Raw genomic sequence first — 15848 nt, forward strand, 5'->3', positions numbered from 1 at the left:
CATGGAATGGCTTGCCAACAACTGGATCATGATTGCGCTTGGCATCGCGATCTTTGCCTTGCACGGGCTCATGCGTGGCGGACATGGCCACGGAGGAGGACACAGCCGCCACGGTCAGCGACCTGACCGGCGCGACACGGAACCCGCCCGAGAAGGAGCAGAGCTGTCGGCGGGAACCAGTCACGCGGGACACGGTGGCGCCCCCGCGCCTGAACGAGAGAAGCGGCACCGTCACGGATGCTGATCTCAATCTCTTTACAGCGCAGAACTGAAACATGAGGAGACTTGATATGTCGAAGCCCACAGTCGCGCACGAGCACTCGTCACCTAAGTCGAAAAGCCACGCCTGCTGCGGCGGAGATCATACGAAAGCCCGAAAGGCGCAGCCGGGTCAGACTGAACAGGCCGTGCCGTCCAATGATCCCAAGCATGAGCACGCCCATCAAGCAGGCGGCCACTCGGGCTGTTGCGGCGGTGGCAAGGCGAGCAGGTAGCTGACGGCGTGTATTGGCGCAGGAGAATGATCATGATGAAGCCTATAAAGCGCTTGTCGATCGCGACGGCAGGTGCAGGTCTCTCAGTGGCTTTGGTCACTGGAGCACTCGCGCAAGAGCCTGCGGATCCTCACCATCCGCAGAGCGCTCCAGCGGCTAGCGCTGCCGATCCTCCGTGGCACATGATGCAGGGTGGGCCCGCACTGGGAGGGATGGGCGGCAACTGTCCAACGATGGGCACGGTAATGTACGGCGAGGACGTGCCCTCTTACAGCGAAGGCCGCCTGGCATTCCTCAAGACTGAACTCGTGATCACCGACACACAAGAGAGTCTCTGGGACGCCTATGCAGGCGCGCTGAGGAGCAATTTCGAGAGCATGCATGACATGCGGCGGACGATGAAGACCCGCATGTCGGACATGACATCAGTCGAGCGGCTCGACGCACACCTCACAGCCATGCGCGGAAGGGTCAAGGCTCTCGAGAATGTCAAATCGCCTTTGGCCGCTCTCTACGCTGCGTTGAGCGCAGATCAGAAGAAGAAGGCGGATCAGCTTCTCACGCAAATGGGTTGCATGATGTGACGCCGGGCACTGGCGTTACTGCGCCAGCGTTTGCGTACATCAATCCAGTTGACCTGAAGGTCGTTTCCGAAGCTTTCGATGCTCACAGGAGGTTCACAGTGGCTTGGAATGTGCGTCGATCATTCTCGGAGTGGCTCGAAAGAGCCGAACAGGACCCTTCTATGAAGATGACCGGTATCGGAGGCGCGGTGTTCCTCGCGCTCGCTATGATGGCGCTTCTTATCGCGCAATACTGAAGTCGGGTGAGTTGCTCAGCGCCAGAATGGCATTCTGGGATGCGAGTACGATTGGGCAGAATTTACAAGGAAGAGCGAGCGTGGCGGCTCAGAGTGGCGCAATTCTGGTCATCAACAGCGGTTCGTCCAGCGTGAAGTTCGCGCTGTTCGCCGCACACCAGCAGTTGCCGCGACTTAACTCGGGCGCACTCGAGCAGATTGGGCTCGTGCATGGTCGCTTTTACCTTAAGGATTCGACTGGAAAGACCCTTTTCGAACAAGAACCCGTGCTCGAGAACCACAAGGCAGCCCTCAAGCTTCTGATCAAAGCGGTCAAACAGCAACTCGCTGGTCGCCCGCTGTGCGCCGTCGGGCACCGCGTTGTGCACGGCGGTGCGGACTGCGATTGTCCGCTCCCGATGACGAGAGAGCTTGAAACGCGGCTGCAGTGGCTCATCCCGCTTGCGCCCCTGCATCTACCTCACAATCTCGCCGGCTTGGCCGCCGTGCGGGAGCTACAGCCGGACCTGCCCCAGATCGCCTGCTTCGACACGGCCTTCCATCACAGCCTGCCTCGGATTGCCAAGCTCACAACCTTGCCGCGCGAATTTCAGGACGCGGGAATCCAGCGATATGGATTTCACGGCCTGTCGTACGAATATGTGGTCGATGCACTCCGCAAAGACGGCGTGGACGTCGAGCACGAGCGCATAGTCGTTGCACACCTCGGAAACGGCGCCTCCTTGTGCGCGCTCCGAAACGGACGGAGCGTAGAAACCACGATGGGTTTCAGTACGCTCGCGGGCTTGATGATGGGTACGCGCTCCGGCGACGTCGACCCTGGTGCCGTCCTTCACCTTCTGACGGCAAAGGGTATGAGTGCGGACGAGGTGCAAAAGCTGCTCTACGAGCGCTCGGGACTCCATGGTGTCTCTGGAATCTCAAGCGACATGCGCGAACTCCTGAGCCGTCGCGATGACCCCGCGGCGCGCGAGGCGATCGATCTATTCTGCTATCGCGCCCGACAGCACCTTGGAGCGCTGACCACGGCGCTCGGCGGCCTCGACCGTTTTGTATTCACCGGTGGTATGGGCGCGAATGCTCCTGAGATCCGGAGTCGCATCTGCGAAGGGCTCTCCTATCTCGGCATAACTTTAGATTCCAAGGCTAACGGCGCGGGAGCCAAAACGATCTCGGCTCCCGGGGCCGCCTTGACAGTGCAGGCCTTGCTCTCGGACGAGGAATACATGATCGCACGCCACGTTTTACGCGTGACGACCGGTCAGCTGGCGAAAGTGGAGGCATGACGCTCATGAGGCACGCGCACAAGCTCCAAGAGCTCATCGATCGGAGCAAGCTCGTGCAGCCTATTCGGGTTGCCGTCGTGAACGCGGCGCAAGGGGTACTGCTCGAAACGCTGCGCGAGGCAGTCGACCTCGGTTTTGTCGAACCGACCCTTATTGGCGAGTCTAAAGCCATCTGCGACCTTGCAGCTTTGGCCGGGATCCGCGACGCGGCGGATCGCGTCATGGAGGCGAAGAGCGACACTGCGGCGGCCGCGGCCGGTGTCACGCTTGTTCGCGAGGGAAAGGTCGACGTCGTCATGAAAGGGCTTATCCACACCGATACCTTCATGCGTCCGCTCCTCGACGCGGAGCATGGCCTCCGCTTGCCCGGACGTCGGGTGAGCCATGCGTTCCTGTGCGACATTCCCTCGTACTCAAAGCTCCTGGTCATTACCGACGCTGCGATCAACATCGGGCCAGATCTCAACGCCAAAGCACAAATACTACAGAATGCCATCGATCTCTGTCATATGCTCGGTGTCGAGAATCCGAATGTCGCCGTGCTGTCGGCTGTCGAGACGGTCAATCCGGCGATTCCCTCGACGCTCGATGCTGCCTCGCTCACGCTGATGGCGCAACGGGGCCAGATCACCGGTGCGGTCGTTGACGGTCCGCTCGCATTCGACAACGCGATTTCGCTGAGGGCGGCCAGGGAAAAAGGGATTACGTCCGCGGTCGCCGGCCACTGCGACATCCTGCTCGTGCCGGATCTCGTTTCCGGAAACATCCTGGCGAAAAACCTAGAATACCTCGCCGACGCCGTCGCAGCCGGTATCGTACTCGGACTGTCCGCGCCGGTAGTGCTGAACTCGCGTTCCGAGTCCGTGCCTGCGCGCCTCGCTGCCCTCGCGCTGGCCGCGCACATCCATCACCGAAGTGCAAAGATTGTCGGTCCGAAGGCCACTCCCGTCGAGGGGACACTGCAATGCGCGCCACAGCCCGAGTCGGCTTGTTGTCCGCTGCCACGGTGAAGTCATGCAAAAACTGACGCCAGCAATGGATAAGCAGGGCTCGGATCACGGGGATCCGCCGCGCTTCTCATTCGATCGCCCGCTGCACGCGGCAATTGCACGCGCAACCGCGGGACAGTCTCCCGCGGCCTTGGTTCAGGCTTACACCGATTGGGCGCAGCACCTGCTGTTCTCGCCGGACAAACAGATTGAACTCGCGGAGGAGGCTTTCCAAAATTGGATGCATTTTCTGCAGTACTGCCCCGAGGCCGTTCTCGATCCAGACTGCGAGGCGTGCGTCGAACTCACGCCGAATGACAAGCGATTCGCGGGCGACGCTTGGCACAGTTGGCCGTTCAACGCCATCTCGCAGGGCTTCCTGTTGACGCAGCAATGGTGGCATCACGCGACGATCGGCGTGAAGGGCGTCTCCGCCCATCATGAGGACATCGCATCCTTCGTGGCGCGCCAAATGCTCGATGTGGTTTCGCCCGCGAACTTCCTGCTCACAAACCCCGAAGTGCTTGAGACCACCTTTCAACAAGGCGGCATAAACCTCGTGCGCGGTGTCATGAACTTCTTTGAAGACCAGCAGCGTGTTGTCGAAGGAAAGAAGCCTATCGGTGCAGACGCATTCCAAGTTGGCCGCGACGTTGCGGTCACGCCGGGCAAGGTCGTGGCGCGCAACGGCCTGATGGAGCTTATTCAATACGCGCCTGCGACGGACAGGGTCTATCGCGAGCCGGTCTTGATCGTGCCGGCCTGGATCATGAAGTACTACATCCTCGACCTTTCGCCGGCCAACTCGTTGGTCAAGTTCCTGGTCGACCGGGGGCATACTGTCTTCATTCTCTCTTGGAAAAATCCGACCGGGGAGGAGCGCGACCTCGGTATGGACGACTACCGCAGGCTCGGCGTGATGGCCGCCCTCGAGGCCGTCTCAGCGATGGTCCCCGGCCAGCTGATTCACGCCGCTGGGTATTGCCTAGGCGGCACGCTGCTCGCCATCGCCGCGGCCGCCATGGCCCGCGATGGGGACAAGCGGCTCGGCTCGCTATCACTGCTCGCGGCCCAGACCGACTTCACCGAGGCGGGCGAGCTGATGCTGTTCATCGACGAGGCCCAGGTGAGCTTCCTCGAGGATATGATGGCCGAGCAGGGCTATCTCGACACAAGACAGATGGCCGGCGCCTTCCAGCTGCTGCGCTCCAACGACTTGATTTGGTCGACAATGGTGCAGAGTTACCTCAAGGGAGAACGGCCACCAATGTTCGACCTTATGGCGTGGAATGCCGATGCCACCCGTATGCCCTACCGCATGCATTCAGAATACCTCCGCCGCCTGTTCCTCGACAATGCCTTGGCAACTGGACATTTCGAGGTCGACGGTCGGCCGGTTTCCTTGCGCGACATTCGAGTGCCAATCTTTGCCGTGAGCACGATCTCGGACCACGTAGCACCCTGGCGATCCGTCTACAAAATCCAGGCGCTGACCGACGCCGATGTGACCTTCGTTTTGTCGAACGGGGGGCACAATGCCGGGATCGTCAATCCTCCCGGGCGTCCCAACCGGAAGCACCAGATTGCGACGCACATCGAGAACGAAAACTATGTGGCACCGGATGTTTGGCAGCAGAACGCTGTCCACCACGATGGCTCCTGGTGGCCGTGCTGGCAGGGTTGGCTGGTGAAACACTCTTCGGCTGATCGCGCACCGGTAGGGACGATGGGTGCGCCTTCAAATGCACACGCGCCTCTAGCCGATGCGCCTGGCACCTATGTGCTGAGCTCCTGAGCGCAGCAGAAATCCGAGACAAGAGGAACGCACACAGTGGAAAGCATCGATCTCAAGGGACGAAAGGCGCTGGTCGTCGGAATCGCAAATGCCGATAGCCTCGCCTGGTGGGCTGCAAAGCACTTTCACGGCGCCGGCGCGGACCTCGCAATGACCTATCTGAACGACAAGGCCAAGCCCCACGTGGCGCCACTTGCCGCCGAACTCGGTGCTGAGATGCTCTTGCCCTGTAACGTCGCTATGCCGGGTCAGCTCGAGGCTGTCTTCGATGCCGTCAAGGCGAAATGGGGCCGCGTCGACGTTGTTTTTCATGCCATTGCGTGGGCGCGGAAGGAGGACCTCCACGGGCGGCTGACCGACTGTTCGGCCGACGGTTTCGCTGAGTCGATGCTGATCTCCTGCCACTCCTTCCTGCACATGGCGCGACTTGCCGAGCCGCTGATGGACCAGGGCGGCAGCCTCATCACGTTGAGCTACTACGGAGCCGAGAAGGTGGTCGACCACTACAACGTCATGGGTCCCGTGAAAGCGGCGCTCGAAGCTTCGGTGCGCTACCTTGCCCACGAGCTCGGACCGAAAGGCATTCGCGTCAACGCCATCTCGGCAGGACCCATCAAAACGCGCGCGGCCTCAGGTATCGAGCATTTTGACGAACTCCTCACGGAGGCCGCAGCAAAGGCTCCACTGCGACGCACCGTCGATGCGTGCGAAATCGGACGTGTCTCTGTGCTGCTCGCTAGCGACTACGGAGCCTCCATCACGGGCGAGGTCCTGCATGCGGATGCGGGCTTCCACGTGGCCGGCATGGTGTTCCACTGAAGGGTGGGCGGGATGATCAGGGGCAAAACACCGTTTGCGGAAAAGCGCTTGATCTTCACGACGTACAAGCCCACGTGCACATGCTGGCTACGCCATTTTTCCCCTCCTGTATGTATGTTCTGTGGCCGAATAGGTTGAATAAGTCGAATAGGAGAGAGACATCATGCACCACGATCTTTCGAATCAACACTCTGACGCAAGAGGCAGTTTCTGGACCTCACGCGGCGGCCTCGTCCTCCTCGCATTCCTGGTCATTGGTGGGACGCTTCTCTTTACCGAGCATCGAGCTCACGTCCTCGGTTATCTGCCGTTCCTATTCCTTCTCGCCTGCCCCCTGCTGCACATGTTCGGACACGGAGCCCATGGTGGGCATACCGGTCATGGCACCGGCAATCAGACTGAGGCGGATCCACGAGGATCGACGGGAACAAGGGGTTTATCCAAGGGAGAGAAGTCATGACCGAGCAAGCACCTGCCTATGGATTGTGGAGCCTGGTCTTCATAAACTCCGTAATCTTCATCTTCTTCGCCTTCACCTTCTTCAAGCCGCAGACGCCGCGTGACTGGCGCTCCTTCGGTGCGTTCAGCGCATTTCTCGTTGCGCTGTTCACCGAGATGTACGGCTTTCCACTCACAATCTACTTCCTCTCTGGGTGGCTGCAGAGTCGATTTCCTGACATCGATTGGTTCTCGCACGATGCCGGGCATATCCTCGAAATGCTATTCGGTTGGAAGGCAAACCCGCATTTTGGACCATTCCACCTCCTAAGCTTCGCATTTATCGGCGGCGGCTTCATTCTCATCTCAAGAGCCTGGGCGGTGCTCTACGAAGCGCAGAAGAGGCGCGTGCTCGCCACGACCGGTCCCTACACTTATGTGCGCCATCCTCAGTACGTCGGCTTCATCATGGTGATGTTCGGCTTCCTGCTCCAGTGGCCGACCGTCCTTACGCTGCTCATGTTCCCGGTTCTGGTGTGGATGTATGTGCGCTTGGCGCGCGAGGAGGAGCGTGAGGCCATCGCGGAGTTCGGTGATACCTACCGGAGGTATATGGAGAGCGTGCCAGGGTTCATGCCGAAGCTCGATCGGCTATTCGGCTATCGCAAAGGCGAGGGAGCGTGATCATATTCCACAACGACAAGTCGCAGTTGATTTAGCCGCCGGGCAATGCAACGCGAAATTATCGGTTTCGCTGCCGTAACGCCCTTCGAGGCGGTTCGATGATCACTATCGAGCAGGTGCCGCTGACCGGCACGGACGGCGCGTCAGCACGAGCAGATGCAAAACAAGAGTAAGGTGCAACATGACAGCAGTTGCGAATAGACAAAACGCCAAGAGCGTCCTGGGTGGAACAGCGGGCTTTATAGCCAGACACGGAGCACCGATCGCTTTCGCCGGATTTCTTTGGTACGTACTCTGGTGGGGTCACTCACCAGACCTGCGGACCGTAGATGCCGCTATGTGGCACGTTTCGGGGATTGGCATCGTTGCCCTCTTCTACGTCGCGCTACAGGCACGCTCCGTTCTTACCCAGCCGCGAAGTGGTGTAGCGCACGCAATGATTGAGATCTTAATCTCGCTGTTGCCACTCTTTGTAGTTGTCTACGCATTCGTGGACTGGATGCGCGGCGCAAATGCTCTTTCCGTGTTCCAGACCATTGTTATGGTACAGGCCATAATGGCAACCCTGATCGATGTCGTCATCTTTACTTTGTTCTCGCTCAAGCTCAACAAGCTGTCGATTCAAGCTCTTCACGCTCAGAATTTTTGAATCCTGCTTGGGCCACCGCAGACAGGCAACGAGGGCTCTCAATCCTCAACTGGCAGCGAGAAGTGCAAACACAGACAATGTGTTTACGCTGACCAGAAGTCGCACTGCGCTGGGCCCATCGGAGCTGTCGAATGTTCAGCGTCCATAGTGGCCATGAGCGCCGGCAACGCTCGTCGAACGGTCAGCGGGCGGTTGTGCGCCGGGGATGAACTCGGCGAATTTTTTTTGCAGCGGCTCGCCGGGGCGTGCGGCGTGCTTCACCTAAAATATGCATCATTTTACATAAGATACATTATCACACTTTGCGATAGAATATATTACGAATGTGTATGTTTTCACTTTATTTGGCGCGCTATTTTTTATTTTAAATGGCACATAGTTTATGGTCTAGCGAAGGACATTACGTCACGCGACCCCATATAAAAGCAAAAGCGCGCAATGATTGGCAATATTCCTTGCGAGGAATATGGGGTTGCGATAGATTCGTTACAGTACTTTGGGGGCGCGCGATGACAGATATCAAAAACAAGGTGATTCGGGCGGTGAAGCTCGGTGATAGCGACACAGGGCGCATCATCGGTCATTCGCTCAAGCGCTTGCGTGAGCTTGCGGGCGTGACCCAAGAAGAAATGGCTGAACGCCTGGAGATTGGTCAAGGGTCCGTATCCAAGATCGAGCAGCGTGGGGATGTCCACTTGCTCTCCTTGCAGCGCTATGTGGCTGCGCTCGGCGCTACCCTCAGGATAGAGGCGGCGTTCCCGGCAACACGGGAATATGCGAATCAGTTCAATCTGGCGTTTGACCCGAACACGCCCGACGAGAATCAGCTTGTGTTCCCGATCTTTGGGGACGACGTGTTTCCGCGGCAGCGGGACGTGGTGCTGAGTATCCGGCCGCAATACTCGACGAGAATCCTGGAGGGTCGGAAGACGGTGGAGCTCAGGCGGCGCTTTCCGCTGTCGGCACCGCGCGGGACTATTGCATACATTTATTCGACGTCGCCCGTGCGCGCGATGGTGGGACGAGCGGAGATCGCGGACGTGATCAAGCTCCCGGTCAAGGACATCTGGCGGCAATACTCCAAAACTGCCTTTATCAAGCGGCCTGATTTTGACGCCTACTTTGAGGGTGTGGACGAAGGTTTCGCGCTTGAGTTTGCAAATGCCCGCCCCTTCACCCGCCCGTTAACACTTTCCGAGCTTCGCGATCGGTTCGGCTTTGAGCCGCCGCAGTCCTTCCTCTATGCGACGCCGATCCTGAGAAAGGCCCTGCATGACGAGTTCCCAAACGTATCTGATTGATACGAACGTCATCATCGGCCTTGAGGACGATCTCGCCGTTCAGCCCGCCTTCTCAGCCCTGCTCTCGGTTGCCGCCAAGCATAAGGTTGATGTCCTTGTCCATGAGGCGGCCAAGGATGATCTCAAGCGCGATCGCAATACGCGGCGGCGCGACGTGTCGCTCAGCAAGCTTGACAAGTACCATATCCTAAAGAAGGTGCGCGGCCTTACGGCGGCTGATCTCGAGGCGAAGTTCGGGCCGCTTGCAAAAGCCAACGATGTCGTTGATGCGACATTGCTTGATGCGCTTGATCGTGGCGCCGCGGATTTCGTTGTCACACAAGACCGGAAATTGCACGAGCGGGCGCGGCGGCATAGCCCGGAGCTTGGGCGGCGCGTGCTTTTTGTTCCCGACGCGGTTCAGCTCCTTAAGACGACCTATGAGCCGAAGAGCGCGCCGATCCGCTACATCGAGGAGGTCTCGGCCAACGAGATTCCGTTGGATGATCCCATCTTCGATAGCCTGCGGCAGGGGTATCCCGATTTCAACAAATGGTGGACCGAGAAATGCGTGCGGGAGCGGCGGCCATGCTGGATTGTCGATGACAATGGTCTCGCCGGGATCGTCGTCATCAAGGATGAGACGGGCACCAAGACCGATGCGACGATCAAGGCCGCCAAGATCCTCAAGATATGCACGTTCAAGGTAAGCCCGGACAAGCGCGGGGTGAAGCTTGGAGAGCTGTTGCTGAAGAAGGCGCTCTGGTTCGCGCAGGCCAATGGTTACAAGCTGGCCTATGTGACCACGTACGAGGATCAGGTCTCGCTGATCGACCTGCTGGAATATTACGGTTTTGCCCATACGGCGACCAAGCCGGACGGGGAGCTCATTTATGAGAAGTCCTTCTCTGCGGCGAAGCTCGATCGGGTCGACGGCTTGAGTGATTTCGAGCTCGATCGCCTCAACTATCCCCGTTTCCTTGTGGGGCCGGACGTGCGTGCTTTCGGGGTGCCGATCGTCGAGGACTATCACGATACGCTCTATCCCGATCTCAAGCAGGATAGAGGACTGTTCGATTGCGCGGGTCAGCCGGGGAATACGATTCGTAAGGTGTACTTGTGCCGCGCTCAATCAAAGCTGGGGCCCGCGGGGTCACTGCTCTTCTTCTACAAGAGCAAGTCCAAAAGTCCGCCGTCACAGGCGATGACGGCCCTTGGCGTGTTCGAGGAGGTTCAGAGCGCGACATCGACCAAGGAGTTAATGCAGATGACGGGCGGACGGTCCGTCTACAGCGAGGCAGAGCTTGCCGCCTGGGGTGCCAGCGCGGAGCGCCCGGTCAAAGTTATCAATTACCTGCTGGCGGGGTACATCGATCCGGCGATCAGCTACGCCGATCTTCAGAAGGCCGGCATCATCGGGGGCCATCCGCCGCAGTCGATTTTCGAAATCAGGGGGGCGAAGCTTGCCGATCTCCTGAGCCGCCTGCGCCTTGGGTTTGCGACATGACGCAGACGGTCGTTGCACTCGTCGGGGTTTCGGGGGTCGGCAAGTCAACGGTGCTGCGCGCCGTTGCCGAGACGCTTGTGTTTCAGCATCTTCAGGCCAGCGCGTTGATCAAGGACGCGCGCAATGCGCTTGAAGCGGGTGCGGTTGGGCACGACGATCTGCGCCAGGTCGATATCGGGGACAATCAGGCGCTTTTAGTGGAAGGATTTCGGGCGGCCCGCGATTTGGCGATGGGCACCGTCATTTTGGATGGCCATACGGTTATCGATACGCCGAACGGTCTGGTGAGGATTGAGCCTTCAGTTTTCGGGGCGCTTGGCATCCAGAAAATCGTACTGGTGGTGGACGGTCCGGATGCCATTCTTCGGCGCAGGGCGGCGGACACGACCCGCAAGCGCCCTGTTCGATCGGCCGCTGAACTGGACAAGCATCAAAACGAAGCCTTGCTCGCGGCGTACGCAGCCGCGTGCTTGCTCGGAATACCCCTTCATGTGTTTCCGATTTCAGATCTGGCAGGCATTCTGAGCGTGATCAGAAATGATCGAGATTGAGCAGGCGCGTTCGCGGCCCTTTGACCCGCTCAGGCCGATGATTATTTGCCCTGCCTTTCGGCGATGAACGTAGCAAAGGGTCGAATATCCCCTGGGCGTGCTCGATTCCGTCGGAGCCATCACAAAGAGAGCGAAGAGGCCGGGAGCCATCGGCGTGCTGCGGCGTGACCCAATGTGCGTGAGACCGCTGCGAAAGTACCTTCCGGCGAGAGCCAGCGCGGCTGTCCGACGAAAGATTGAATCAGCGCAAGTTCTAGGGCGTCGGGTGGCCGGCCCTCCTGGACGTTGAACTCCGTGATGAGTTGATCGAGTGTTCCGGCGAAGCCGCCGTACAAATGGATCGTTGCGCGGTCGAGGGAACCAAGCTCGAGAACAACTTCCTGCTGCCCGTTGCCGTAATCGCCAATACCGGAATAATAGCCGGTGATCTCCGACTTGCGGGCTTGGGCACTCTCTAGAAACACAGCATCGGCATAGAGGGCTGCGATGTTGGCGATGACCTGATGAGGCTCGGGCGCGATCTGAAAGATGATCCCCCGCTGATCGGGCGGAGGTATGCCGCCCTTGAAAGTCTGCACAACATCCAAGGAGAGCGACCATGCGGCGATCGTTTCCGGGAGTTCGTTGTCAATGAGCAGTTGCCAGGTGCGGTCTTCTTTATGGGATTCCTGGCGGTAGCAAAGAGCCGGCGGCTGTCGGTATTGTGCGGGAAGGCTCAGGCATGCGGCTTTGAGAGCGTTGCCGCGCCGGATTTTTTGGTTGTGATCGCCGCCGCGCTGCCAGTCGTTGCGGCTTGAAGCAGGATCAGGGTAAAAACTGGGTGCTCGGTCATGCCTGCGCGAATTTTATCAGGGGTTCAAGATCGTGGTTGTCGGCGGCTTTAAGCGCGTCAACATACGCGGTTCTCGCTGCGCTCGTCTCGGCGAGGGAGACGGCGCCCCACGTGAAGGGCTTAGCACCGAGTCGCTTGCCCGCAATGTCCGCGATCAGGCGCGTGCTTCGGCCGTTTCCGTTGACGAAGGGATGAACCAGGACAAGGCGGTGATGCAGCCGTAAGGCCAGTTCTGCGGGCTCGTAGGCCTTGTATTCGATCCAGGCCTTTGCATCGTCGAAAGCCTGATGGACGGCGACCTCAATCTCGTGAGGCTTGGTATTGCCGATGTTGACTTCATGGGTACGGTAGCGTCCGGCCCAGCTCCAGACGGTGCTGAACATACGGCTGTGCAGTCCGATCAGGAACACAGGGGTGAAACAATCCTTGCGACTGTTCATGCCCCAGCGGCGGCCATGCGCCACGTTCGTGGATTCGAGCTCATTGAGCTGGGCCCGCGAGACGGCGGCCACGCGCAGATTTGCGATCTCGTCCGGACCGAGCGGCGTAGCGTTGGGCGGTTGCTCAAAGAGGTTATCGCTCATCGCGCCACAAATCGCGTTCGGAGATGTAACGCGTTGCATAATCGCGAATGCGCTGATCGTTGAGTGGTGTTTCCTGATCCTCAAGCTGCATGGAGCGCTCGACAGCGGCGAGTTCCTGGCGGGCGAGCGCGTAGGCGCGCCGAGAGACGGTTTCCTCGAGCGGCGTTCTGGGGACAAACGCATAGACAAAATCACAGCCCAGGGCATCGGCGGCATCGCGCATCTGAGCGAGTGTCGTTTCGCCGGTGATCTCGCGCGCTTCGAGCTGAGAGACGCGCTGCTTGGCGACCTGCAGCCTGTTTGCGAGGACGTTTTGCGACATGCCGAGGGCAGAACGCACAGTGGCGATCCAGCCGAGCGGAGGCTTCGGCATCTGCCTCAGGGGCAGCAGAACCGCGCGCTGGGCATCCAGGGCATCACGAATAGTGCGAAGCGTTTCCTTCAAGGTGTCATCCAATCACTTGTCAACATAGCATATACTGACAAGTAAATAATAGTCAAGATAATTGACAATGACAAGCGTGTCAATGTCAATCGATCTTCATGCCTTGGAAGCGGGCAAGGGCTATCGTCGCGTTCACGATCACTCTCAGGGCAATATTCGCTGTGCAGCGAATAGGCCGTTAACGACGAATATACAACCGTATGCATTGATACAAAAGGGAAAATCATAATCTATGAGCATGGCGTCCGTCCTGTTGTTCTTATTTTGTTCTTCACTTATGGTTCCCCTTTGGGTACCGAAAGGAGAAGGACGATGAAGGAAGGGCAGCGGCTACATGAAGTTTTGTTCGACGAGCTCGAGCGGCAGCGCGTCTTCGCTGTGGATGTGGGCCGGCTGACGGCTGCCGTTCTCAAGGCGCTTGAGATCACCAGCACGACAAGCGAGATGCGGCGGCCTTATCAGCGCTGTGTCAACGGGGCGTGTGAGTAAGGGCGCATGCATAAGCTGCCGGAGCGCTGGGACGATTTCATGCGCTATGAGATCATGCTCACACCGCGGGCATCGCACCGCAAGCCGGTGTCCCTGCCCCGCACATTGCAAGACGTGCGGCGGTGTCATCTATGGCTTTGGGCCGGATGCGGACGGAGCGGTTGCCGCGCAGTTCTGTCGATGCCGATTGCGCCCCTGATCATCCGGTTCGGGACGGAGGCCGATCCGGAGCGCGTAGCGGCCGTGATGCGCTGTTCACAATGCGGCTATCGGGGAGTTCGGCTGAACGAGCCGAGCGGTGCGGGCGGCGATATGAAGACGATCTATGAACCACGGCGCTGGACCGGGAAGCAGGACTGGCACCCGGCGCTGGGAGCCTTTAGCGTGGACACCATGTGCAATCTCTATAGCCAGACCAGAAGCCGTGAAGCGGTGCGCGGGTTGTTCCGGCTTTCCGACAATCGCTGCGGGGAGATCAATGCGCAGCCCTCGATTTTCCCGAAGAGCGTAGCGCCTGTGGTGCGGCTTGCCCCCGATGGGGAGCGCGAACTTGTGCCGATGATGTGGGGCTTTCCCCTTATCCGCAAAGGGTATGCACCCAAACCTGTAACCAATGTCAGGGACGACACGGTGCTGACCTCGCCGTTCTGGCGGCCGAGTTTTGAATCGCGGCGCTGTCTTGTGCCGGCGAGTTCGTATTGCGAACCGGACGACAAGTCCCCGGCAGGCTGGCACTGGTTTGCGTTGACGCCGCCGGAAGAGCGGCCGCTTTTTGCCTTTGCCGGGATATGGAAACGGTATTCTGGCCCGGTGAAGAAGGATGGGCCGAGCATTGAGATCGATGTGTTTGCGTTTATGACGACAAAGCCCAATGCGCTCACCAGCACCATCATGCACGACCGGATGCCGGTTCTTTTGAGCGAGCCTGAAGAGTTCGACACCTGGCTGAACGGGTCGCCTGATGCCGCATACGGACTAGTGCGCCCTTATGATGCTGCTCGCATGTGCATCGTACAGTCAGGCAGCGAGAAAGCGGATCGCCTCGGAGAGCGGCGGATTTCTGCGGATATCGATTGAAACGGTAAGGCGTTGAGTTTCTGGATAAAATTCGTATATAATTGATAGGTAAAGGCTGCGCCGGACGAATCACGATATGTGAGCTTATCGGGCCAGTTGGAAAGCGGGATGCGATGGCCAAGGCCGACCAGATCAAGCGCCTGATTGGGAGTTTCGGGCGGCCTTCCGAATTCAGGGCCGCGGCGCTCAAGATTATCGAAGAAGAGCAGCGTAAGGGCCATATGCCACTTGCGGCGAGCCTGAAGCGTGTTCTCGATGCGAGTGTCCAGGTTGAGGAAGGCTCCAAGCGGGGCTTGACAGCGCTGTCGAATGCTCCTGAGAGTGCCGTCGATCTCGTCGAAATCCTGGAACCTGCGCGGTCTCTCAAGCAGGTGGTTTTGTTCGCGGAAGCCCGCTCGGCGATCGAACGCGTCCTTGAGGAGCAACGCCGTGGCGACGAACTGCGCCAGCACCGTCTGCCCGTCCGGTCAAAGGTGCTTTTGCACGGACCGCCCGGTTGCGGAAAGACGCTGACGGCGGAGGTTCTGGCGCGCGAGCTGGGCTTGCCGCTCTACGTTGCCAAGATCGATGTGATTATTTCCTCCCTGCTCGGCCAGACGGCAAGCAATCTGCGGCGGTTATTCGATTTCGCGGGCCGGTCTCCGTGCGTGCTTTTCCTGGATGAGTTCGACGCTGTCGCGCGAGCGCGCAGCGATTCCAGCGAACACAACGAGCTTCGCCGTGTGGTCAATTCGCTGCTTGTGATGATCGACCGGCATCAGCCGCGCGGGTTGTTGGTTGCGGCCACCAATCTGCATGAGTCGCTCGATACGGCGATCTGGCGGCGATTTGACGAGATTGTCGAACTTGATTTGCCGGACAGCCGGCAGATCGAGGCGATGCTTCATTTGCAATTTAAGAATTACCAGACGAATTTCGATCTAGGTGAGCAGGTGTCGAAGCTTGCCGGGCAGTCCTTCGCCGATATCGAACGTATTTGCCTCGATGCGATCAAGAACGCGGTGATGAAGCGCCGCAAGATCGTAAGCGAGACGGAGTTTGCGGCAGCCGTGAAGCACGCCAGCAAGCGCAGACCGTCAAGGCCTCACAAATGAAAGCCTGCCCACACG

18 protein-coding genes are annotated in these 15848 nt (G+C 59.0%); 15 read left to right on the top strand and 3 right to left on the bottom strand.

What is annotated here, in order from left to right:
• Positions 1-83 precede the first annotated feature (83 nt).
• From K2Y42_RS19740 to K2Y42_RS19795, 12 genes are all read left to right on the top strand, one after another.
• Positions 84-272 carry a hypothetical protein gene (locus K2Y42_RS19740; protein ID WP_291156029.1) on the top strand — a complete coding sequence of 63 codons (189 nt, stop codon included), beginning with the start codon at positions 84-86 and terminating at the stop codon, positions 270-272.
• Positions 273-526: 254 nt separating this feature from the next.
• Positions 527-1078, top strand: coding sequence for a Spy/CpxP family protein refolding chaperone (locus K2Y42_RS19745; protein WP_291156032.1), 552 nt, complete (start codon positions 527-529; stop codon positions 1076-1078).
• A gap of 316 nt (positions 1079-1394) precedes the next feature.
• A complete protein-coding gene (locus K2Y42_RS19750) occupies positions 1395-2600 on the top strand; it encodes an acetate/propionate family kinase (RefSeq protein ID WP_291156035.1) in 1206 nt (401 codons plus the stop codon).
• 5 nt (positions 2601-2605) lie between these two features.
• A complete protein-coding gene (locus K2Y42_RS19755; RefSeq protein ID WP_366512442.1) occupies positions 2606-3610 on the top strand; it encodes a bifunctional enoyl-CoA hydratase/phosphate acetyltransferase in 1005 nt (334 codons plus the stop codon).
• 4 nt (positions 3611-3614) lie between these two features.
• Entirely contained in the window at positions 3615-5384 is a 1770-nt protein-coding gene (locus K2Y42_RS19760; RefSeq protein ID WP_291156041.1) for an alpha/beta fold hydrolase, read from the top strand.
• Between the two features lie 36 nt (positions 5385-5420).
• Positions 5421-6203 (top strand): enoyl-ACP reductase FabI, encoded by a 783-nt coding sequence (fabI, locus tag K2Y42_RS19765; protein ID WP_366512443.1) that lies wholly within the window; start codon positions 5421-5423, stop codon positions 6201-6203.
• Positions 6204-6366: 163 nt separating this feature from the next.
• On the top strand, positions 6367-6663 hold the full coding sequence (locus tag K2Y42_RS19770; RefSeq protein WP_291156044.1) for a DUF2933 domain-containing protein: 297 nt from the start codon (positions 6367-6369) through the stop codon (positions 6661-6663).
• Positions 6660-7325, top strand: a complete 666-nt coding sequence (locus K2Y42_RS19775) for an isoprenylcysteine carboxylmethyltransferase family protein (RefSeq protein WP_291156047.1) — start codon at positions 6660-6662, stop codon at positions 7323-7325. Before K2Y42_RS19770 ends, K2Y42_RS19775 begins: the two co-directional genes overlap by 4 nt.
• A gap of 181 nt (positions 7326-7506) precedes the next feature.
• Positions 7507-7974: a hypothetical protein gene (locus K2Y42_RS19780; protein WP_291156050.1), complete on the top strand. Its 468-nt coding sequence runs from the start codon at positions 7507-7509 to the stop codon at positions 7972-7974.
• A 509-nt stretch (positions 7975-8483) separates the two neighbouring features.
• Positions 8484-9275, top strand: coding sequence for a helix-turn-helix domain-containing protein (locus K2Y42_RS19785; protein WP_291156053.1), 792 nt, complete (start codon positions 8484-8486; stop codon positions 9273-9275).
• Entirely contained in the window at positions 9247-10761 is a 1515-nt protein-coding gene (locus tag K2Y42_RS19790) for a GNAT family N-acetyltransferase (RefSeq protein WP_291156056.1), read from the top strand. Before K2Y42_RS19785 ends, K2Y42_RS19790 begins: the two co-directional genes overlap by 29 nt.
• A complete protein-coding gene (locus K2Y42_RS19795) occupies positions 10758-11312 on the top strand; it encodes an AAA family ATPase (RefSeq protein WP_291156059.1) in 555 nt (184 codons plus the stop codon). The genes K2Y42_RS19790 and K2Y42_RS19795 overlap by 4 nt, the downstream gene beginning before the upstream one ends.
• Before the next feature lie 119 nt (positions 11313-11431).
• Here K2Y42_RS19795 and K2Y42_RS19800 read toward each other — a convergent pair whose 3' ends face one another.
• The 3 genes from K2Y42_RS19800 to K2Y42_RS19810 all read right to left on the bottom strand — a co-directional run bounded on the left by K2Y42_RS19800 (position 11432) and on the right by K2Y42_RS19810 (position 13173).
• Complete coding sequence (locus K2Y42_RS19800; RefSeq protein WP_291156062.1) at positions 11432-11899, bottom strand: hypothetical protein; 468 nt, start codon at positions 11897-11899, stop codon at positions 11432-11434.
• A gap of 241 nt (positions 11900-12140) precedes the next feature.
• Positions 12141-12728 carry a mobile mystery protein B gene (locus tag K2Y42_RS19805; protein ID WP_291156064.1) on the bottom strand — a complete coding sequence of 196 codons (588 nt, stop codon included), beginning with the start codon at positions 12726-12728 and terminating at the stop codon, positions 12141-12143.
• A complete protein-coding gene (locus K2Y42_RS19810) occupies positions 12718-13173 on the bottom strand; it encodes a mobile mystery protein A (RefSeq protein WP_291156067.1) in 456 nt (151 codons plus the stop codon). Before K2Y42_RS19810 ends, K2Y42_RS19805 begins: the two co-directional genes overlap by 11 nt.
• Positions 13174-13485: 312 nt before the next feature.
• Between K2Y42_RS19810 and K2Y42_RS19815 the strand changes: the two genes are divergently transcribed.
• The 3 genes from K2Y42_RS19815 to K2Y42_RS19825 all read left to right on the top strand — a co-directional run bounded on the left by K2Y42_RS19815 (position 13486) and on the right by K2Y42_RS19825 (position 15833).
• Positions 13486-13662: a hypothetical protein gene (locus K2Y42_RS19815; RefSeq protein WP_291156070.1), complete on the top strand. Its 177-nt coding sequence runs from the start codon at positions 13486-13488 to the stop codon at positions 13660-13662.
• 6 nt (positions 13663-13668) lie between these two features.
• Positions 13669-14739, top strand: coding sequence for an SOS response-associated peptidase (locus K2Y42_RS19820; protein ID WP_291156072.1), 1071 nt, complete (start codon positions 13669-13671; stop codon positions 14737-14739).
• Positions 14740-14852: 113 nt separating this feature from the next.
• Entirely contained in the window at positions 14853-15833 is a 981-nt protein-coding gene (locus K2Y42_RS19825) for an ATP-binding protein (RefSeq protein ID WP_291156075.1), read from the top strand.
• Positions 15834-15848: the final 15 nt, after the last annotated feature.

The organism is Hyphomicrobium sp. (genome assembly GCF_019744875.1).
Lineage (GTDB): Bacteria > Pseudomonadota > Alphaproteobacteria > Rhizobiales > Hyphomicrobiaceae > Hyphomicrobium_C.